The 18,124-nt window shown below is 64.6% G+C and carries 19 protein-coding genes; 6 read left to right on the top strand and 13 right to left on the bottom strand.

Annotated elements, in window-relative coordinates:
• Positions 1-3: 3 nt before the first annotated feature.
• From C2L64_RS01325 to C2L64_RS01295, 7 genes are all read right to left on the bottom strand, one after another.
• Positions 4-648 carry an alpha/beta hydrolase gene (locus C2L64_RS01325; protein ID WP_007577745.1) on the bottom strand — a complete coding sequence of 215 codons (645 nt, stop codon included), beginning with the start codon at positions 646-648 and terminating at the stop codon, positions 4-6.
• A gap of 37 nt (positions 649-685) precedes the next feature.
• The gene (locus C2L64_RS01320; protein WP_007577746.1) at positions 686-1,009 is read right to left on the bottom strand and encodes a (2Fe-2S) ferredoxin domain-containing protein; all 324 of its coding nucleotides are present in this window, start codon (positions 1,007-1,009) and stop codon (positions 686-688) included.
• A 161-nt stretch (positions 1,010-1,170) separates the two neighbouring features.
• Entirely contained in the window at positions 1,171-2,331 is a 1,161-nt protein-coding gene (locus C2L64_RS01315; RefSeq protein ID WP_079498151.1) for a VanZ family protein, read from the bottom strand.
• Positions 2,332-2,361: 30 nt separating this feature from the next.
• Complete coding sequence (locus tag C2L64_RS01310; protein WP_007577748.1) at positions 2,362-2,988, bottom strand: ABC-type transport auxiliary lipoprotein family protein; 627 nt, start codon at positions 2,986-2,988, stop codon at positions 2,362-2,364.
• Between the two features lie 18 nt (positions 2,989-3,006).
• On the bottom strand, positions 3,007-3,969 hold the full coding sequence (locus C2L64_RS01305; RefSeq protein ID WP_007577749.1) for an MlaD family protein: 963 nt from the start codon (positions 3,967-3,969) through the stop codon (positions 3,007-3,009).
• Between the two features lie 19 nt (positions 3,970-3,988).
• Positions 3,989-4,879: an ABC transporter ATP-binding protein gene (locus C2L64_RS01300; protein ID WP_007577750.1), complete on the bottom strand. Its 891-nt coding sequence runs from the start codon at positions 4,877-4,879 to the stop codon at positions 3,989-3,991.
• A complete protein-coding gene (locus C2L64_RS01295; protein ID WP_079484135.1) occupies positions 4,876-6,015 on the bottom strand; it encodes an MlaE family ABC transporter permease in 1,140 nt (379 codons plus the stop codon). The genes C2L64_RS01300 and C2L64_RS01295 overlap by 4 nt, the downstream gene beginning before the upstream one ends.
• A gap of 168 nt (positions 6,016-6,183) precedes the next feature.
• Here C2L64_RS01295 and C2L64_RS01290 point away from each other — a divergent pair, with 168 nt between their 5' ends.
• Genes C2L64_RS01290 through C2L64_RS01280 form a run of 3 tightly spaced genes read left to right on the top strand, consistent with a single transcriptional unit; the run spans position 6,184 to position 8,241 of the window.
• A complete protein-coding gene (locus C2L64_RS01290) occupies positions 6,184-7,089 on the top strand; it encodes a biotin--[acetyl-CoA-carboxylase] ligase (RefSeq protein ID WP_176133761.1) in 906 nt (301 codons plus the stop codon).
• Positions 7,086-7,961, top strand: a complete 876-nt coding sequence (locus C2L64_RS01285) for a type III pantothenate kinase (RefSeq protein WP_090834946.1) — start codon at positions 7,086-7,088, stop codon at positions 7,959-7,961. Before C2L64_RS01290 ends, C2L64_RS01285 begins: the two co-directional genes overlap by 4 nt.
• 40 nt (positions 7,962-8,001) lie before the next feature.
• Positions 8,002-8,241, top strand: a complete 240-nt coding sequence (locus tag C2L64_RS01280) for a hypothetical protein (protein WP_007577754.1) — start codon at positions 8,002-8,004, stop codon at positions 8,239-8,241.
• Between the two features lie 48 nt (positions 8,242-8,289).
• Here C2L64_RS01280 and rfaE2 read toward each other — a convergent pair whose 3' ends face one another.
• The 6 genes from rfaE2 to C2L64_RS01250 form a co-directional block, all read right to left on the bottom strand.
• Positions 8,290-8,772, bottom strand: a complete 483-nt coding sequence (rfaE2, locus tag C2L64_RS01275; protein ID WP_007577755.1) for a D-glycero-beta-D-manno-heptose 1-phosphate adenylyltransferase — start codon at positions 8,770-8,772, stop codon at positions 8,290-8,292.
• Between the two features lie 169 nt (positions 8,773-8,941).
• Positions 8,942-9,817 carry a ferritin family protein gene (locus tag C2L64_RS01270; protein ID WP_007577756.1) on the bottom strand — a complete coding sequence of 292 codons (876 nt, stop codon included), beginning with the start codon at positions 9,815-9,817 and terminating at the stop codon, positions 8,942-8,944.
• Positions 9,818-10,379: 562 nt separating this feature from the next.
• Positions 10,380-11,117 carry a PhaM family polyhydroxyalkanoate granule multifunctional regulatory protein gene (locus C2L64_RS01265; protein WP_090834945.1) on the bottom strand — a complete coding sequence of 246 codons (738 nt, stop codon included), beginning with the start codon at positions 11,115-11,117 and terminating at the stop codon, positions 10,380-10,382.
• 224 nt (positions 11,118-11,341) lie between these two features.
• Positions 11,342-12,193, bottom strand: coding sequence for an enoyl-CoA hydratase/isomerase family protein (locus tag C2L64_RS01260; protein ID WP_007742711.1), 852 nt, complete (start codon positions 12,191-12,193; stop codon positions 11,342-11,344).
• Positions 12,194-12,282: 89 nt separating this feature from the next.
• Positions 12,283-13,488: an ABC transporter substrate-binding protein gene (locus C2L64_RS01255; protein WP_090834944.1), complete on the bottom strand. Its 1,206-nt coding sequence runs from the start codon at positions 13,486-13,488 to the stop codon at positions 12,283-12,285.
• Between the two features lie 219 nt (positions 13,489-13,707).
• Positions 13,708-14,700, bottom strand: a complete 993-nt coding sequence (locus tag C2L64_RS01250) for a fumarylacetoacetate hydrolase family protein (RefSeq protein ID WP_007577760.1) — start codon at positions 14,698-14,700, stop codon at positions 13,708-13,710.
• Positions 14,701-14,850: 150 nt separating this feature from the next.
• Here C2L64_RS01250 and C2L64_RS01245 point away from each other — a divergent pair, with 150 nt between their 5' ends.
• The 3 genes from C2L64_RS01245 (at position 14,851) to pcaD (ending at position 18,068) form a co-directional block, all read left to right on the top strand.
• The gene (locus tag C2L64_RS01245) at positions 14,851-15,765 is read left to right on the top strand and encodes an IclR family transcriptional regulator (protein WP_090834943.1); all 915 of its coding nucleotides are present in this window, start codon (positions 14,851-14,853) and stop codon (positions 15,763-15,765) included.
• Between the two features lie 90 nt (positions 15,766-15,855).
• Complete coding sequence (locus tag C2L64_RS01240; protein ID WP_090834942.1) at positions 15,856-17,079, top strand: DUF3108 domain-containing protein; 1,224 nt, start codon at positions 15,856-15,858, stop codon at positions 17,077-17,079.
• Between the two features lie 200 nt (positions 17,080-17,279).
• Entirely contained in the window at positions 17,280-18,068 is a 789-nt protein-coding gene (pcaD, locus tag C2L64_RS01235; protein WP_090834941.1) for a 3-oxoadipate enol-lactonase, read from the top strand.
• The last annotated feature ends 56 nt before the right edge of the window (positions 18,069-18,124 follow it).

Here is an 18,124-nt window from a genome sequence, read left to right as displayed (position 1 = left end):
AAATCAGCGCCACGCGTCGACGATGATGCGCTTGAGGATATGCAGCTTGCGATGCAGGAAATGCTCCGCGCCCGGAATCACCACGACGGGCAGTTCCTGCGGCTGCGCCCAGTCGAAAACCGACTGGATGGGCACGGTATCGTCGGTTTCGCCGTGAATCACGAGCGTGTTTTCCGGCACAGGCGCGACCTCCCAGCGGCTCGCCGCCGTGCCGACGAACACCATCCGCTCGATTTCCTGCCCTTCTTCACGCAGCCGCGCGGCGACATGCGACAGCACGAACGTGCCGAACGAAAAGCCCGCGAGCACGAGCGGCAGGTCGGCGTGGCCCGGCTGCTCACGCATGTGGTCGAGCACAGCGCGCAAATCGTCGCGTTCACCGACGCCGGCGTCATGCGTGCCTTGCGTTTCGCCGACACCGCGAAAATTCGAGCGATACGTGATGTAGTTCAGCTGGACCAGCGTGCGCGCCAGCGTTTGCGCGACCTTGTTGTCCATCGTGCCGCCAAACAGCGGATGCGGATGCGCGACGAGCGCGATACCGCGCGGCGCAGCGCCGCCGTCGCGGCTGGCGTCGGGCGCATCGACGGCGACTTCGATCTTGCCCACCGGGCCGTCGATCAGATACTTCTTCGTATGTACGTTCATCTTGTATGGACGAGTGACGCGGTTGAAACGCTACGGATCAGCGGTCGATCAGCAGGCGCTCGACGATCTTGCCGTTCACGAGATGCGAATCGACGATCTCATCGATATCGCTCGTGTCGACGTACGTGTACCAGACGCCTTCCGGATACACGACGACAGTCGGCCCTTCCTCGCAGCGGTCCAGACACCCCGACTTGTTGATCCGCACCTGACCGGGACCGGCAAGGCCGAGCTGTTTCACGCGTTTCTTCGCGTATTCCTGCATTTCCTGCGAGCCGCAGTTCGCGCAACTCGGACGCGTTGCGCCCGGTTCGCGCTGATTCAGACAGAAAAAGACGTGATATTTGAAGAAGGAATCCATGATGGCCGACGTGTGAGGTGCGTGGACGAAGCGGTGCGCATGCATGACGCGGCTCGCCGTAAGCGGGGATAGGAGGTCCCATCGATTATAACGACGGGGATCGAACATCGCAGATCGCCGCTGGCGTCGCTACATCGGCATCGATCCAGCATGCATGCCTGCTACGCACGCGACCCGCGCCGCTTCGACAGCAATGCGCGTTCCGCCGACAACCCGACCCACACCAACGCCGCATACGGCCACATCCACGCGAGCCAGCGCGCGAGGCCGTTGAAATGCAGATAGCGGCCTTGCCGCCAGTCGGCGAGCACGACGTCGAAATACGGATTCACGGGCAGCAGATTGACGACCACGAGCGAAACGACCAGCGCGATCGCCGCGAGCGCAACGCGCGAGCTGCGCGGCAGCTTCAGCGTCAGCAGCATCGCGATAAAACCGGCGGCGAGGCCGATCAGCGCGCCGGGCGTGGCCCAGTTGAACGCAAGGCCCGATTGCGATTGCAGAAACGTCGCGCCAGCCTTGACGGCGAGCGTTGCCACGACGAACGCGATCAGAAGGCGCACGCGCGGCGCACGCTCGCGCATCGGCAGCGAAGCGAGCGCGCCTGCCGCCAGCAGATTGAGCGCGGTGATGATGGCTTCCCACGCATCGTCGGGCATCCACGCGGCAACCAGCGCGGGCCATGCCGGCACGTGCCACGCGGCGGGCGCCCAGGCGAGCAACGCATCCTGCATCGACGCGTCCGAGCGCAGCCACAGCTCGCGCGGCCACGAGCCGAGGCCGAGCAACAGCGGCGCCGGATACATCGTCGCGAATGGCCATAAGGCCACCAGCCCGATCACGGCCGTGCTATCGCGCTCGAACCACAGGAAGCGCATCCGGCGCAGCATGCCGCGATCGAGCAGCGCGCCCGTCAACGGCGACATCAGCGTCGCGCCGAGCAGCGCGCCCAGCGCGTTCGCCGCGAGATCGAGATTCGACGCGACGCGCGTCGGCAGATAGGTTTGCACGGCTTCCATCACGCCCGACAGCAGCGTGCCGAGCCCAAATGCGAACGCCACGGCAATCGCGCCGCGCCAGCGCGGATAGACGGCGAGCACGACCAGCGCGCCGAACGGCATGTAGCCGAGCACGTTCGTGACGACATCGAAAGCCGTCAGATACTGTGGGAAGGGATCGAAGAGATAGTCGAGCGGCCCGATGCCGAGCGAGCGCCAGCCGAAGAACGGATACCACGACCCATAGACGATCAGCGCCGCATACAGCACCAGCGCCTGCCTCGCAAACGCCGACGGCCGCCGCTGCCACGGCTTGTCAGCCATCCAGCGCTCCCGTGACTGCGCGACAACGCGTCATTGCTGCGCGACGAGCGCCTGCACGCCGAGCCAGGCGGAAATCTGCGCGACGAGATCGTCGGTGGCCGCGGCGATTGCACGCGCGCCGCCGGGGGCATCGGCCGAACTCGCGGGCGCGCGGGCGATGAAGGTACGCTGCCCGACCACCTTGCCGTCGACGAACAGCGTCGTGCGCGCGGTGACGGAGCCGTGGCTCTCGGACTGGCCGTCGAAGTCCTGCTCGAACTCGTCGAGATCCACCTTCAGCACGGGGGCGCGCACGCCGTCGCCACCCGTGAGCACCGTGCCGCGCGACGACAGCGCATTACGCAGGCGCTGCGTGACGAGTTGCGCGGGCGGCATCGTCCAGTGGCTGTTCGCATACGAGGCCGTCTGCTGCGAGTCCGAATACGTCATGCGATAGATGAGCTTGTCGGAATCGAGCGTGGTCGGCGCCGTGACCTCGAGCACCTTGATGGCCGGCATCGTGCCCGTGCTGCCCGGCAGCGGGGCCGGGCCGAGGTCGTAGCGGATATCGGCGAGCGCGGCCGGATTGCCCGCGCAGCCGGCCAGCGCGCCAAGCGCGAGCAGCAGCGCAGCGAGCGCGGCGCGCGAGGTGAAGAGACGGTTGATCGAGCGTGACATGCTTGTTTCCTTTGAATTTCATTTGGCCGCGTGGCCCGCAGGCCACACGAAGCCCGGTTCGCCGGGACCGGGCGCGGCGCGCGGCGCGCCGAACAGCAAGCTGTTGGGCGCTTCGTCGAATGTGTTCGCGGCGCGGTCGACGGCGCGCACGGCGGAGCGAACGTCTTCCGCCAGCGAATTCACGCGCGGCAGCGTGTCGTAGCCGACGCGCGCCGAGATGTCCTGCAGCGTCGCGTTCATCGCCGTCAGCGCATCGCCCGCCTGCTGCGCGGCCGTGCCGACCTTGTTCAGCGTGCCTTCCAGCGGACCGTCCGGGCGGTTCAGGCTGGTGATCATCCGGTTCGTCGACGCGAGCGTCTGATCCAGCTGATTGAGCGTGCCCGGCAGCTTGCCGACGGCGGGGCCCATCTGCGCGGTGAGCGTGGTGACGCCGTCGGCGGCGTGCTGCAGGCTCGCCACCGTCGCCATCAACTGGTCGCGCATTTCGGGCGACAGCAGCAAGTCGACATCGCGCACGGTCTTTTCGATCTGCCGCAGCAGCACGTCGCCGCGCGCCTGCAACTGATCGAACAGGCCCGGACGCATGGGCAGCTGCGCGACGTCCTTCGCCGACGACACGAGCGGCGCGAGATCCTTCCCCGAGTCGTCGAGCTGGATGAACGCGAGGCCCGTGACACCCTGCAACCCGAGCGTGCCGAAAGTCGAATGGGTGATCGGCGCGTTCTTGTCGACCAGAATGCGGATCAAAATCTGCCCCGGATGCGCACGGTCGAACTTGATCGACTGCACCTTGCCGACGTCGAGGCCGCGATATCGTACCGCAGCATCCGGGTACAAACCTGTGACATTGGTCCGCGCAATCAGATCGAAAGGTATGCGCACCGACCTGTCGACATTGAACAGAAACGCCGCCGCAGCGATCGCGACCACCATCACGACGGTGAAGAGCCCGGCCCAGAAGGCGTGTGATTTGTTTTCCATTGTCAGGTTCCTTCGGCGTTCATGGCGCGGTACGCAGCGGAATCGCATCCGACGCGGGCTCCAGCGCTTCGGCCGGCAGCTTCGCGCGCCGCTCCGGCGACAATCCCTGCAGCGCAAGCCGCCCGCGCAGCCCGAGAAAATACTCGCGGATAAACGGATGATCGAAGCCCGCCACTTGCTCGACGGGCGCCGCAACAATGACCTTGCGGTCCGCGATCACCGCGACACGCGTCGACAGCGCGACCATCGTATCGAGATCGTGCGTCACCATCACCACCGTCAGGCCGAGCGCGCGATGCAGTGCGCTAATCAGTTCGACGAACTCGTCGGAGGCCTGCGGATCGAGGCCCGCCGTCGGTTCGTCGAGGAACAGCAGTTCCGGTTCCAGCGCGATCGCGCGCGCGATGCCCACACGCTTGACCATCCCGCCCGACAGCGCCGCCGGCATCTTCGACGCGTGCTTGCACGGCAGTCCGACCATTTCGAGCTTCAGCATCACGATGTCGCGCAGCAGATCGTCGGGCACCTTGCCGAGCTCGCGCAGCGGCTGCGCGATGTTGTCGAACACCGACAGCGACGAGAACAGCGCGCCCTGCTGGAACAACATGCCCGAGCGCACACGCATCAGCCGGGCTTCGTCTTTATCGAGCGTGGACATGTCCTCGCCGAACACCTTGATGCTGCCCGAGGTCGGCCGCTCCAGACCGAGAATCTGGCGCATCAGCGTCGTCTTGCCCGAACCCGAGCCACCGACGATCGACACGATCTCGCCGCGCCGCACGTGGAAATCCAGATGCTGGTGGACGATGTTGCGTCCATAGCGTTTGGTGAGGTTGCGCACCTCGATCACGGTTTCCGCGATCTCCGGCAGCGGCTGGTCCCGTACGGCGGTAGTGAGCGGCGCAATCATGACAGCCCCACGTTCTGAAAGAGAATCGCAAACACGGCGTCGGCGAGGATGACGACCGTGATCGACGTGACGACCGAAGTCGTGGTGCCCTCGCCGAGACTCTGCGAATTGGCCTTGATGCGAAAGCCGAAGTGACAGCCGACGATCGCGATCAGCATGCCGAACACCATGCCCTTGCCGAGCCCGATCCATAGGTTGGCGACGGGCACGACGGTCGGCAAGGCGCGCGCGAAATACGACATGTCGATTTGCAGCACGATCTTGGCCGCGAGTGCGCCGCCGATCAGCGAGACGATGTTGGTCCACATCACGAGCAGCGGCATAGCCAGCGACAGCGCGATCACGCGCGGCAGGATCAGGCGCAGGCCGTGTGGAATGCCCATCACGCGCATCGCGTCGAGTTCTTCCGTCACGCGCATCACGCCGATCTGCGCGGTGATTGCCGAGCCGGAACGCCCCGCGACGAGAATCGCCGACAGCACGGGTCCGAGCTCGCGCAGCACCGACATCCCCAGAATATTCACGATGAACTGGTTCGCGCCGAACAGCCGCAGTTGCTGCGCGGACAGATAGCTCAGCACGATGCCGATCAGAAACGCGACGAGCGCTGTGATAGGCAGCGCCTGCGTGCCCGCGCTGTAGACGTTCGCCGAAATCTCCTTCCACGGTGCGAGCTTCGGATTACGCGCGATCACCAGCAGATCGAGGATCACACGGCCGAACATCGCGACGCCGCCATACAGATGCTCGAACAGCGCGAAGATGCCGAGGCCGAGCTTCGTGAACGGATCGAAGCGATGCACGGGCTCCGGGTTCTCGCGCGCGGTGTCGAGCAGTGCAATGCGGTCGAAGATGTCGCGCTGCGTATCGTTGAGCGCGACGAGATCGACGGGCAGCTTGTAGCCCCACACGCGCCACAGCGCCTGGCCGCCCACGTGGTCCATCCGCTCGACTCGCGACAGATCCCATTGCGCGACGTGCGCGCGGCTGTCGATCAGTTCACGCAAACGCGGCAGCGCCTTTCCGTGCAGGCGGTCGCGCGCGAGCGCGAGCGCCGTCCACTGGCCGGACAGGCGCACGATCTTGCCCTGGCTGCCTGCCGCGACTTCGAGGCCGGGAGGAGTGTCGTAGTTCAAGGATCGCTGGATGTGGTTATCGGATTAACGGGCATTGTATCGAAGCGTTCGAGATTGGGCCCTGGTGGGATGCCCGGCAGGGCTGCATGCCGCACGCATCTTGTGAACAAAGCGCGGCTCGCGTATCTATCGATCACGATGACAGGCGCAGTGGCTAAAATACCCTTCATGAATACTCCACTCTCCCCAAGCCCTTCGGGCGACTGGCGAATCGACCGGCAGCGCGCCGTCGCGCTGTTCGGCCCGGCCGCCAATGACTGGCCGATCGAAATCGTCGAAGAAACCGGCTCGACCAACGCCGACCTGATGGCCCGCGTGAAGGCGCTGCCGCGCGAACCCGGTGCGCTCGCGCGGCCGATCGTGCGCGTCGCCTACCTTCAGACGGCGGGGCGCGGTCGGCGTGGCCGCCCCTGGTATGCGGAACCCGGCAATGCACTGCTGTTCTCGGTTGCCTGCGTGCTGCCGCGGCCGCTTGAAGGACTCGCGGGGCTGAGCCTAGCGGTCGGCGTCGCGCTGGTCGACGGCCTGCGCTCGCTGCCCGTGTCGGGTCCGGGCCAGATCGCGCTGAAATGGCCGAACGACGTGCTGCTCGAAGGCGACAAGCTCGCCGGCATCCTGATCGAAACGGCATGGAGCACGCCGGACGCGAGCGCTGTAGTGATCGGCATCGGCACGAACGTGAAGGGCGCCGAGGAACTCGCCGCGAAGGTCGGCGCGCTCAATGCCGGCGTGCCCGCGCAGGCGCGCGGTGCCGCGCCGACGGCGCTGTCGCGTGCTCTGCCGAACGCGAATCTCACCGATACGCTCGCCGCAGAGCTGAACTCGCTCGAACCTGCCTTGCAGCGGTTCGGCGTAGAAGGCTTCGCGCCGTTCCGCCAACGCTGGAACGGCTGCCATGCGTATGCTGGACGCGATGTGGTGCTGTTCGAGCAAGGCGTGGAAGTCGCGCGCGGCGTCGCGGCGGGCGTCGACGATCTCGGGCAACTGCTGCTCGATACACCATCCGGCCAGCAAGCCATCGCGACGGGAGACGTGTCGCTGCGTCTCGCGGACGACGAAAGCGGCGCTGCATGAGCGCCCCGTATCTGCTGATCGATGCGGGTAATAGCCGCGTCAAATGGGCGCTGGTTCACGCGGATGGTACACAGACGCACGCAGGCGCGTTTTCGCACGGCGGTCAACTGGTGAAGGGCACTGGTGATCCGTTGCAATCTCGACACGAGCCTGACTGGTCGACGTTGCCCGAGCCCGGTTCGGCATGGTTATCGAATGTTGCCGGGGAAGCGGCAGCGCGCCGTATCGATGTGTTCATTGACAGGCACTGGCCCGGTCTCACGCGCACGACGATCCGCTCAGCCGCGCAGCAGTGCGGTGTCACGAACGCGTACACGACGCCGACGCAGCTTGGGAGCGACCGCTGGGCGGGCATGATCGGCGCGCGCACCGCGTTCCCGGGCGAGCCGCTGCTGATCGCGACCTTCGGCACGGCGACGACGCTCGAAGCACTGACCGCCGACGGCGTGTTCGTCGGCGGATTGATCGCGCCGGGCTGGTCGCTGATGATGCGCTCGCTCGGCGAGCACACAGCGCAACTCCCGACGCTGGACGCCACGGCCGCGCGCGGCCTGCTCGACAGCGAATCCGCGGGTACGACGGGCCAAACCGCGCCGCTCGCGCGCGCAGCATGGTTCGCGACCGATACGCCGGGTTCGTTGTCTTCGGGATGCGCGTTGGCGCAGGTCGGGCTGATCGAGCGGATGTGGCGCGATCTGCAGGACGAATGGAAAGTGTCCGTGCGACTCGTCGTGAGCGGCGGCGCCGCGGGCGAACTGGTGCAGGCGCTCGGCGTGCCGTACACGCGTCACGACTCGCTCGTGCTGACGGGACTCGCGCTGATCGCCGCGCAGGCATCGGCCAATCCGCCGACGGAAGCTCACCCGGCCTGAACGCCGGGCTACTGAACAAGCAAGCTGGAGAATTTCAACGATGCTGCGCTGGCTACTCGCCCTGCTCTTTCTCGCCAACATCCTCGCGTTCGTCACGATGCGCGGGCTGTTCGGTCCGTCGCCGGCCGCCGGGCCGCGCGAGCCGAATCACCTGAACCGGCAGGTCCGTCCGGACCAATTGCGCGTGCAGCCAATGTCGTCCGCCGATGCTGCGGATCTGGCTGTCGTCGGCGGTCCGGCGCCCGTTGCGCCGATCGCCGCTTCGGCGCTGCCGCAGTAACGCGGAAGTCTTCTTCGACGCGGGTTGCGCGCCCGCGTCGCGTTGTGCTCAGTCCTGAGCGCGCACCTTCTTCAGAAGCGCCGTCGTCGAGCGGTCGTGTTCGAACGGAATCGCCAGCGCCTTGCCACCCCAGCCGCGCACCAGCGCGGATTCCGGCAACTTGTCCATGTCGTAGTCGCCGCCCTTCACGAGCACGTCCGGACGCAGTGCGTCGATCAGCGCGACGGGCGTCTGCTCCCCGAAGCACACCACCCAGTCGACGCTCTCCAGCGCCGCCAGCAGCGCCATCCGGTCGGCTTCGTTGTTGATCGGCCGGTCGTCGCCTTTGCCGAGCATGCGCACCGACGCGTCGCTATTCACGCCGACAATCAGCGTCGCGCCCAGCGCCTTCGCGTCCGCGAGATACGTGACGTGCCCGCGATGCAGGATATCGAAGACGCCGTTCGTGAACACCACGGGGCCGGTCAGCGACGGGCGAAGTTGAGCGAGCGCGTCGCGTGTCGTGAGCTTGCGTTCGAAGGTAGCGGCCATGAGAGCAATCGTTGAGCGGGTTTGAGAGGCGAGGCGCGTGGCTCCGATGATAGAAGACGCACGCCCGCGACAAGGCAAAAAGAAAACGGCCCGGCGGGTTCTCACCTGCCGGGCCGTTGCATGTCTGTGCGACGCGCCGGGCGATCACCCGGCGGGCGCGCGGCCCTTATCAGGCCGGTTGCTGTTGCGCAGTCTGCTGGTCAGCCTGCAGACGCGTCACCACTTCCTTGCGATAGCGGTTCAGTTCCTGAGCCGTCGTGAACGAGCGCTCGAACAGAATGGACAGGTTGTGCAGAATGCGCTCGACCACCTTCTTTTCCCAGCCGTCGTCGAAACGGATCTGCTCGTCGAGCCAGCGCTCGAGCCACTCGGGATCGGGCAGACGCGATTGAACGGTGTCGCGCGGGAACAGCGACTGGTTCACATGCAGGTTGGTCGGGTGCAGCGGCTTTTCCGTGCGGCGCGCAGATGCCATCAGCACACCGATCTTTGCAAACGCGGCGCGCGCACCGTCGCCGAAGTTCGTCAGCGCTTTCTTCATGTAGCGCAGATACGCGCCGCCATGGCGCGCTTCGTCGCGCGAAATGGTTTCGTAGATGTGCTTGATGACGGGCTCGGTGTGCCATTCTGCCGCACGGCGATACCAGTGATTCAGGCGGATTTCGCCGCAGAAGTGCAGCATGAGCGTTTCGAGCGGCGGCGCCGGATCGAATTCGAAGCGCACCGCGTGCAGTTCTTCTTCCGTCGGGCACATCTCCGGCTTGAAGCGGCGCAGATATTCCATCAGCACCAGCGAGTGCTTCTGCTCTTCGAAAAACCACACGCTCATGAATGCCGAGAAGTCGCTGTCATGGTGGTTATCGCGCAGGAACATTTCCGTGGCGGGCAGCGCCGACCATTCGGTGATCGCGTTCATCTTGATGGTCGCCGCCTGCTCATCGGTGAGCAGCGACGCGTCGAATTTGTCCCAGGGAATGTCCTTCTCCATATCCCATCGAACCGACTCGAGCGATTTATAAAGTTCCGGATAAAGCATGGTGTTCATGATCCCACCCCTGTTCTGCGCAAGGCGACGTCTGTTATCTGTTGCTACATTTGTGGCCGACGAACGGGAACTTTCGGCAACGTTCTCCGTCGTCAGCGCAGCATTCAATTTTACGCGGTAATCGGTTGCCAAGATGCAAGTGTTTGGCAAAAGAAATACTGCGGCTCGTGATACGTACGCGATTTTCGTGCCTCGCGTGCGCGGCCAACCGTGGGTGAGGGAGAACCTTTGCCTGGGGTCGTGCCAGCCTGCCGCCGAACGACGGCATTTGGGTCCGCAGCGGACGAACCGGCACCGCATGGCACCGGATAAAACGGCGAATCTGGCGATCTTCGCACGCGTCCGCGGGCCAGAAAAAGCTTACACAATAATAGCATGCGGCCCTTACACACCCCATTTTCGGACCGTCGAAACCCGCTTTGGCATTGACGTAAAACAACGTGGGCGCTCGTTGACCGCACGGTGTCAAAGGAATGTGCTAGCGCGGCGACATTCCGTCGCAGCTTGAGGCGCGCTGGCCGTTTCGGCCACGCGCGCTCTTTTCATTGCAAAAATCAGGCGTTCATTCGGACGTCGACGAGGTCTTCTTCGCGGACGATGCGCCCGCCCGTTTCGTGCTGGCCGCGCGCTTCGCGGCGGCACGCGGCGCGTCATCGGATTTCGCCTGCGCAGTGCCTTGCGCGTCGGGCTCGGGTGCGTCGTCGGGTTCGAGGTCGCTCGGCTCGATCCCCGCGCCCGCTTCCGATGCGCCCGTCGCCGTCGTGTCCGGCGGCTGCGCCATCGCGAACTGCGCGATCTGGTTGAACTGCGCCTGCAGCAGACTCCACCAGCCGGACGCGTCGAACGCGGGCGACGCCGCCGACTCGCCTGCTTCACTCGCTTCCGGCGCGCTCGCAGCGGGCTGCGGCACATGCCTGGGCGGCGCTTCAGGCGCGGGCTGCGTCATCGATTGCTGCGCGAACGCGCCGAACGCGCGCAGCGTCGAGAGCGTCGCGCGCTGCACTTCGAGCGCCTGGATCGCCGACTGCAGCATGTTCAGATTCAGCTTGAGCCATTGCTCGACGGCGCGCATGTCGGTGATGCGCTTGTCGAGCTCCTCGACGTTCGTGAGCGGCGCCATCATGTCGGACATCATCGACAGCGACGGCACGAAACCCTGCGTCGAAGCCGGACTCGCGCCCGGGAATGCCGCGCCAAACGGCGTGAGGCGCATCATGCCCCACATGCGGTCGAGCATTTCGGCGGGCGGAAAACCTGGAAATCCGGGGAAAGGTGGCGTCGAGCCGGGGTGGTCGGTCATTGCTGAGCTCCTGTGTTCGGTTCTGGGCCTGTTGCGCCTGTTGCCGTTCGCTTATTGTGGTTCGCTTATTGTCCTTCGATCCTGCGTTCGAAGCGACGTTCGACATTCGCGGCTCGATCATACCGCGTGAATTTTTCGCGTCGAGCCGCGTTTGCGGACGCGGTTATCGTGCGCCTGTCGCCATGACGATTTTGCGTCCGCCTGACGCAAGGAGGCGCGTTCCGCTAGAACGGCTCCTTGCCCGGGAAATCCGGCGCGCGCCGCTCGCGCAGCGACGCCACGCCTTCCTTCACATCGGGGCCCGCGAAACCCATAAATTCGAGCGCGAGCGACGTATCGAAAGTCGGCCCCGCCGAGCGCAGCCAGTTGTTCAACGCGTACTTGGTCCAGCGGATCGCTGTCTGCGAACCCTGCGCGAGCTTGCGCGCGACTTCGAAGGTCTTCGGCAGCAGATCGTTGTCGTCGACGGCCAGCGAGACGAGGCCGATGCGCTCCGCCTCTTCGCCGCTCACCGGCTCACAGAGCAGCAGGTAGTACTTCGCCTTCGCCATCCCGCACAGCAGCGGCCACACGATCGCCGCATGGTCGCCCGCCGCGACGCCGAGCCGCGTATGACCGTCGATAATGCGCGCCGACTTCGTAGCAATCGAAATATCCGCGAGCAGTCCCGCGACAAGCCCGGCGCCCACAGCCGGTCCGTGCATCGCCGAGACGATCGGCTTGCTGCAGTTGATCACGTTGTAGACGAGATCGCGCGCCTCGCGCCACACGCGCGTGCGCACGTCGAAATCATTCGCCATCTCTTCGACGAGGCCGAGATCGCCGCCCGCCGAAAAGCCCTTGCCCTCGCCGCGAATCACCGCGACGCGCGTCTCCGGGTCGCGGTCGACATCGCGCCAGATGTCGGCCAGCTCGCGATGCATGTTCGCATCGGCGGTGGCGAGCGCGCTGCGGTTCGCGCCTTCGCCGCTCATCACGATTTCGAGGATGCCGTGCGCATGACGCCGCACGCGCAGCGACCTGTAGTGCGCGTAAAACGCGGGTTCGACCGATTGCGATTCCGATTCGTGAGACATGGCACACATCCGTAAGAGCGACGCGTCGGCGTCGATACCCACATCATGCGCGTAACGCAGCCGACGCTGCGCCACGCGAATCACTTCGCCTAACGCGGCTGATACACCCACTTTCCGTTGCTGATCTCGACCATCACGCGCGCGCGCTGATCGAGGCCGAGGTGATCGGTCGCGCTCATGTTGACGACGCCGTTGGTATCGGCGAGTCCCTTCGTCGCTTCGAGCGCATCGCGCAGCGCGCGGCGAAACTCGACCGTGCCCGGCGCGGCTGTTTTCAGCGCAACGGGAATCGCACTGTTCAGCAGCATGCTCGCGTCCCACGCATACGAGCCGAACGCCGACACGCTGCCCGGCCCGCGCAGCTTCTCGAAGCGCGCGATGTAGTCGAGCGCGAGACGCTTCGAAGCGTAGTCCGTGGGCAGTTGCGAGGCGACCAGCACCGGGCTCGCGGGCAGGAACGTACCGTTGCAGTCGGCACCGCACACGCGCAGGAAGTCGTTATTGCCGACCCCGTGGTTGTGATAGATCTTGCCCTTGTAGCCGCGTCCGATCAGCGTTTTCGGCGGCAGCGCGGCGGGCGTGCCCGCTGCGCCCACGACGACGGCATCGGGATTCGCCGCCATGATCTTCAGGATCTGGCCTGTGACGCTCGGATCGGTGCGATTGAAACGCTCGTTGGCCACCACGTTGATTTTGTGAATCTGCGCGAACTTCGCGACCTCCGCGTAAAACGTTTCGCCGAGCGCATCCGCCTGGCCGATGTACGCGATGGTCTTCACGCCGTGCTGGCTCGCGTGCTCGGTGATCGCGGATGCCATCATCGCGTCCGTCTGCGGGGTCTTGAACATCCAGTGCCGCTTTGCATCGACGGGTTCGATGATCTTGGCCGACGACGCCAGTGAAATCGCCGGCGTTTCACCTTCGGCGACCACGTCGATGATCGCCAGCGAGTTCGGCGTGATCGACGAGCCGATGATCGCGTCGACGTGATTTTCGGAGATCAGCTTCTTGGTGTCCTGCACGGCTTGCGTCGTATCGGAAGCATCGTCGAGCACGATGTATTCGACTTTCTGCCCGGCGATCTCTTTTGGGAAGAGCGTCGCCGTCTCGCGCGCGGGAATGCCAAGCGATGCAGCCGGCCCCGTCAGCGATAGAACGAGGCCAATCTTCACCTGTGCGAGCGCGAGTCCGGGTAAAAGGGAAAGCGTGGCGGCGAGCGTCGTGCGTCGCTTGAAAGTGCACTTGCGAGCGCAGTTGCGCAGAGTTGAAGATGCAAACGTCCCGTATCGCGGCATGCGTTGTCTCCTTTGGTTTTTGTGCGTTCTGCGATGCTGCGTGTTGCATGTTGCTGTCCGCGCGCGTGTCGCTGCGAGTTGCTGTGCGTTGCGATTCACGCGGTCCAGCGTGCGAGACCCGATGGCCTCGCGCGAGCGTCAGTGTAGCGGCGCGCGTGGCGCTGCCGGCATCGGGCGAAACCCTTTCGGATCGCCCGACGCCTCACGCCGCCTACACGATCAAAGCCCGCCTTCGAGCGGCGCGACGGCCTGATCGATCGAACCGAAAATCGACTTGCCCGCTTCGTCGAACATTTCGATCTTCACGGAATCGCCGAACTTCATGAATTCCGTTTGTGCGCTGCCGTGCTCGATCGTTTCGAGGCAGCGTTTCTCGGCGATACAGCAATAGCCGCGCTTAGCATCCTTGTTCGACACCGTGCCCGAACCAACAATGGCCCCCGCACGCAGGTTGCGCGTCTTCGCCGCATGCGCGATCAACTGGCCGAAGTGGAACACCATGTCGGTGCCCGCGTCCGGCTGGCCGACCTTCTTGCTATTCCAATGCACGATCATCGGTCGATGCACGCGGCCTTCGCGCCACGCGTCGCCGAGTTCGTCGAGTGTGACGGCAACCGGTGCGAACGACGTCGCCGGCTTGCTCTGGAAAAAGCCGAAGCCCTTCGCGAGCTCAGCGGGAATCAGGTTGCGCAGCGACACATCGTTGACGAGCGTGACGAGGCGAATGCTTTTCAACGCCTGCTCGGGCTTAACGCCCATCGGCACGTCGCCTGTGATGACGGCGACTTCCGCCTCGAAGTCGATGCCGAACGATTCGGACGCGCACACGATGTCGTCCTTCGCGCCGATGAAGTCGTCGCTGCCGCCCTGGTACATCAACGGATCGGTCCAGAACTCGGGCGGCATTTCCGCGCCGCGCGCGCGGCGCACCAGTTCGACGTGGTTCACATAGGCCGAGCCGTCGGCCCACTGGAACGCGCGCGGCAGCGGCGCCATGCATTCCTTCGCGTCGAACGAAAACGTGTTGCGCGCGCGGCCCTGATTCAGCTCGTCGTACAGATCGCGCAGTTGCGGCGCGTAGAAAATCCAGTCGTCGAGGACGCGCTGCATCGTCGGCGCGATGGCGTCGGCGACGGCGGCCATATGCAGGTCACGGGAAACGACGATCAGTTGACCGTCGCGCGTGCCGTCCTTCAGCGAGGCAAGTTTCATGGCGGAAAAGGCATGTGGATGACGATAAGAGGAATCTATTCTACGATGGTGAATCGGCGCGGCCCAAACGTTCGCTTCAAGCAGGCGATGGCCATTGCAACGTCCGCGCCGTTTTTCGCCGCTTTAAGGCTCACCGTTCAACCACTGCCTATGCCTCCGACCGCCCGCTCCAGTTCGATCCGCAAGGATGCCGATTCCGCCGAACCGCTCGATCCCGCCGACGACGATGCCGCTGACCAGCACGACAGCGAGCAAGGCATCGAGCACGACGGTGGCGAGGAAAAACTGCGCTCGGGCATCCAGTCGATCGAAGTCGGGTTCCGTCTGCTCGACGTGCTCACGCACGAGCCGCGCGCGATGATGCTGCGCGATCTCGCGCAGCGCGCGGGCATGAGCCCGGCGAAAGCGCACCGTTATCTGGTGAGTTTTCAGCGCCTGGGCGTCGTCGCGCAGGACCCGCTGACGGGCCGCTACGAGCTTGGCGGCTTCGCGCTGCAGCTAGGGCTGGCGCGGCTCGCGCGCGTCGATGGCGTGAAGCTCGCGCGCATCGCGCTCGCCGAATTGCGCGACCGGCTCGATCTGACGGTCGGCATCGCGGTGTGGGGCAATCAGGGGCCGACCGTCGTGCACTGGATGGAATCGAGCTATCCCGCGAAGGCGTCGCTGAAACTCGGTGACGTGATGCCGATGCTCAGCTCGGCGACGGGTCTGCTGTTCGCCGCGTATTTGCCGCGCAGCAAGACGGCCGCGATGATCGCGCGCGAACTCGCCGATACACGGCGTTGGGCCGCCGCCAACAGTCCGCGCACGCCGGAAGATGTCGAGCGCGTGCTCGAGGACGTGCGCGCGCATGGCTCGGCGCGCGTCGAAGGCATGTTGCTGCCGACCATTCACGCGTTCTGCACGCCCGTGTTCGATTCGAATGGCGATCTCGCGCTCGGATTGATCGCGCTGGGTCACGAGGGCGCGTTCGATATCGCGTGGGGCGGCGAAGTCGACACGGCGCTGCGCGTGTGCGCGCAGAAGCTGTCGTATGAACTCGGGTATAGTCCGACGCCTCGATGAGCGTGAGGAACGCGTGACAGCGGTGCGCAGTCGAATTGTGTTCAAACGCGCATAGTCTTGCGTTCCGCCTTCAGGATTTTGCTTCTTCCGATGTCATCTTCAGCCGCTCTCCGTTCCGTCACGCCGGCTCGCCTCGCCGCCGCGCAGCGCCGCTCGTCGCGCTTGCGTTGGGCGGGCGTGCTGCTGGCTGTCGTCGGCGCGCACTTCATCGCGGCGCAATGGTTCGAGCGGCATCACGACACCTTCAAACCCGTGTCGCCCGAGCATGTTCCCGTACAGGTCGCGCTGCTCAAGCCGGAGCGTATCGAAACGCAGGCGGCCGGTTCGCCGCCGCCCGCGAAGGCGGTGCCTGCGGCCCCGAAACGCGTCGCTCGAGCGCCGCGTGAACATGTGTTGACGGCCACGCAACCAGGTCAGAAACCGCTTCAAACAGCGCCCGCAACTGACGCCGCAAGCGCGCCCTCCGATGCTTTGGCTTCCGCGCCGGGCGTTGCGTCGTCCGCAACAGGAGCCACCAATTCCAGCGCCAATGTTGCCGGTCAAGGCAACGCGCCGCATGCTGCGCCAGGCGTGAAGTTCTCTGTACCGCCCTCAGCAGAGTTGCAATACGACACGTTCTACAACGGCGTGCGCAATCAGCCGGGCACGATCCACTGGTCGAGCGATGGCCGCTCGTACGACATGATCGTTTCGGTGCCCTTGCCGTTCATCGGCACATTCAGCTATTCGAGCCACGGGCATGTCGATGCATTCGGTCTCGCGCCTGATCAGTACATCGAAAAACGCGGCCGACGCGGCGAGGACATCACCATCTTCCATCGCGACACGAAACAGATCGGCTTCTCGCGCACGCCGGCCACGCTGCCGCTGCAGGACGGCGCGCAAGACAGATTCAGCATGGTGATGCAACTCGCCAGCCTGGTGCGCGGCGACCCCGACGCGTATCAGCCAGGCGTGACACGCCAGTTCTTCGTGACCGACAACGACAGCGGCGAAATCTGGCCCATCGAGACAATAGGCGACGAAGGCGTGCGCACCGATCAGGGCATCATCGATGCGCGCCATTTCATGCGCCTGCCGCGCCGCGAAGGCGACCGGCGGCGCATCGACGTGTGGCTTGCGCCGTCGCTCGGCTGGCTGCCTGCGCGTCTCGTGCAAACCGAGCCGAACGGCACGCAGATCGAACTTGTCTGGCGCGGCAAGATCGCGCCGCCGGATGCGAACGGTAGCAACGCCGCTTCATCCGATGACACGTCACAAGCCCCTTCCCAACCGTCCGTCACCGATCCAGGCGCAGGGCCGGAAAAGCCCTGACACAAACTGGTCCTTCGCTATGGAGGACACTTTGAAACCGGGACTACACACACTGCGCATCCGAAACTTCCGTCGTTTGCATGAATCGCACGACGATGCGCGCTGATACGCGCCGGCGGTTCATGCGAATCCGATGAACTCAATCGGATGAACTGTCGATCCGTTCGTTCTTTCATTGCGACATCACTTATGGAGTCCGCATGCAGATCAATGTAAATGGCATCGATACGCGCTACGTCCTGAGCAATGAGGGCGGTGGCCCATGGCTCACGTTCATTCATCAGCTTGGCGGCGATCTGTCGATCTGGGATCAGCTCGCCGGCTATTTTCGGGATGACTACACAGTCTTGCGCTACGACGTGCGCGGTCACGGTCAAACGGCCGTATCGGACAGACCGTTCCGTGTTGCAGATTTGTCGCAGGATCTACACATACTGCTAGATGCGCTTGGCGTTGAGAAAACGCATATTGTCGGAATGTCGATGGGCGGGATGATTGCGCAACAGTTCGCGCTGGATAACCCGGCACGCATCGAAACATTGACGCTCGCCGACACGCACGCCGCCACGCCTTCGGACGGCCATGCCATATGGGAGCAGCGCGCGGCGAAGGCGCGCAACGAAGGCGTCGCAGCGCTGGCCGAGGCAACGATGGAACGCTGGCTCACGGCGGGTTTTCGCGACGCGCATCCGGAGGTGGTCGAACAGATTCGGGAGGTATTGGAGAACACTTCGTCTGAAGGTTACGCACAAGCGTGCATTGCGCTGCGCGATTTCGATGTGCGCAGTAGACTGAGCGAGATTGATCTTCCTACTCTTACTGTGGCTGGACGCCACGACGCAGGCACGCCACCTGCTGCTACACACGCAATTGCGAATGCCATCCGGAATGCGCAGTTCGAGTTGCTGGACGCAGCTCACCTCGCACCGATCGAACAGTCGCAACGTTTCACCGCTTTGCTGGAATCGTTTTTGCAAAAACGGGTCTAACCGATAGGTCCGGAGAATTCAAAGCGTCAGGCCGGACCCACCCCTTGAATTCCAAA

It is taken from the genome of Paraburkholderia hospita (assembly GCF_002902965.1).
Classification (GTDB): Bacteria; Pseudomonadota; Gammaproteobacteria; order Burkholderiales; family Burkholderiaceae; genus Paraburkholderia; species Paraburkholderia hospita.
This window is presented reverse-complemented; position numbering and strand designations above follow the sequence as displayed.

Excerpts from the sequence above, each read along its gene's own strand:
- C2L64_RS01325 (WP_007577745.1), bottom strand. The coding sequence starts at position 648 with ATGAACGTACATACGAAGAAGTATCTGATCGACGGCCCGGTGGGCAAG.
- C2L64_RS01320 (WP_007577746.1), bottom strand. The coding sequence starts at position 1,009 with ATGGATTCCTTCTTCAAATATCACGTCTTTTTCTGTCTGAATCAGCGC.
- C2L64_RS01315 (WP_079498151.1), bottom strand. The coding sequence starts at position 2,331 with ATGGCTGACAAGCCGTGGCAGCGGCGGCCGTCGGCGTTTGCGAGGCAG.
- C2L64_RS01310 (WP_007577748.1), bottom strand. The coding sequence starts at position 2,988 with ATGTCACGCTCGATCAACCGTCTCTTCACCTCGCGCGCCGCGCTCGCT.
- C2L64_RS01305 (WP_007577749.1), bottom strand. The coding sequence starts at position 3,969 with ATGGAAAACAAATCACACGCCTTCTGGGCCGGGCTCTTCACCGTCGTG.
- C2L64_RS01300 (WP_007577750.1), bottom strand. The coding sequence starts at position 4,879 with ATGATTGCGCCGCTCACTACCGCCGTACGGGACCAGCCGCTGCCGGAG.
- C2L64_RS01290 (WP_176133761.1), top strand. The coding sequence starts at position 6,184 with ATGAATACTCCACTCTCCCCAAGCCCTTCGGGCGACTGGCGAATCGAC.
- C2L64_RS01285 (WP_090834946.1), top strand. The coding sequence starts at position 7,086 with ATGAGCGCCCCGTATCTGCTGATCGATGCGGGTAATAGCCGCGTCAAA.
- C2L64_RS01280 (WP_007577754.1), top strand. The coding sequence starts at position 8,002 with ATGCTGCGCTGGCTACTCGCCCTGCTCTTTCTCGCCAACATCCTCGCG.
- rfaE2 (WP_007577755.1), bottom strand. The coding sequence starts at position 8,772 with ATGGCCGCTACCTTCGAACGCAAGCTCACGACACGCGACGCGCTCGCT.
- C2L64_RS01270 (WP_007577756.1), bottom strand. The coding sequence starts at position 9,817 with ATGAACACCATGCTTTATCCGGAACTTTATAAATCGCTCGAGTCGGTT.
- C2L64_RS01265 (WP_090834945.1), bottom strand. The coding sequence starts at position 11,117 with ATGACCGACCACCCCGGCTCGACGCCACCTTTCCCCGGATTTCCAGGT.
- C2L64_RS01260 (WP_007742711.1), bottom strand. The coding sequence starts at position 12,193 with ATGTCTCACGAATCGGAATCGCAATCGGTCGAACCCGCGTTTTACGCG.
- C2L64_RS01255 (WP_090834944.1), bottom strand. The coding sequence starts at position 13,488 with ATGCCGCGATACGGGACGTTTGCATCTTCAACTCTGCGCAACTGCGCT.
- C2L64_RS01250 (WP_007577760.1), bottom strand. The coding sequence starts at position 14,700 with ATGAAACTTGCCTCGCTGAAGGACGGCACGCGCGACGGTCAACTGATC.
- C2L64_RS01245 (WP_090834943.1), top strand. The coding sequence starts at position 14,851 with ATGCCTCCGACCGCCCGCTCCAGTTCGATCCGCAAGGATGCCGATTCC.
- C2L64_RS01240 (WP_090834942.1), top strand. The coding sequence starts at position 15,856 with ATGTCATCTTCAGCCGCTCTCCGTTCCGTCACGCCGGCTCGCCTCGCC.
- pcaD (WP_090834941.1), top strand. The coding sequence starts at position 17,280 with ATGCAGATCAATGTAAATGGCATCGATACGCGCTACGTCCTGAGCAAT.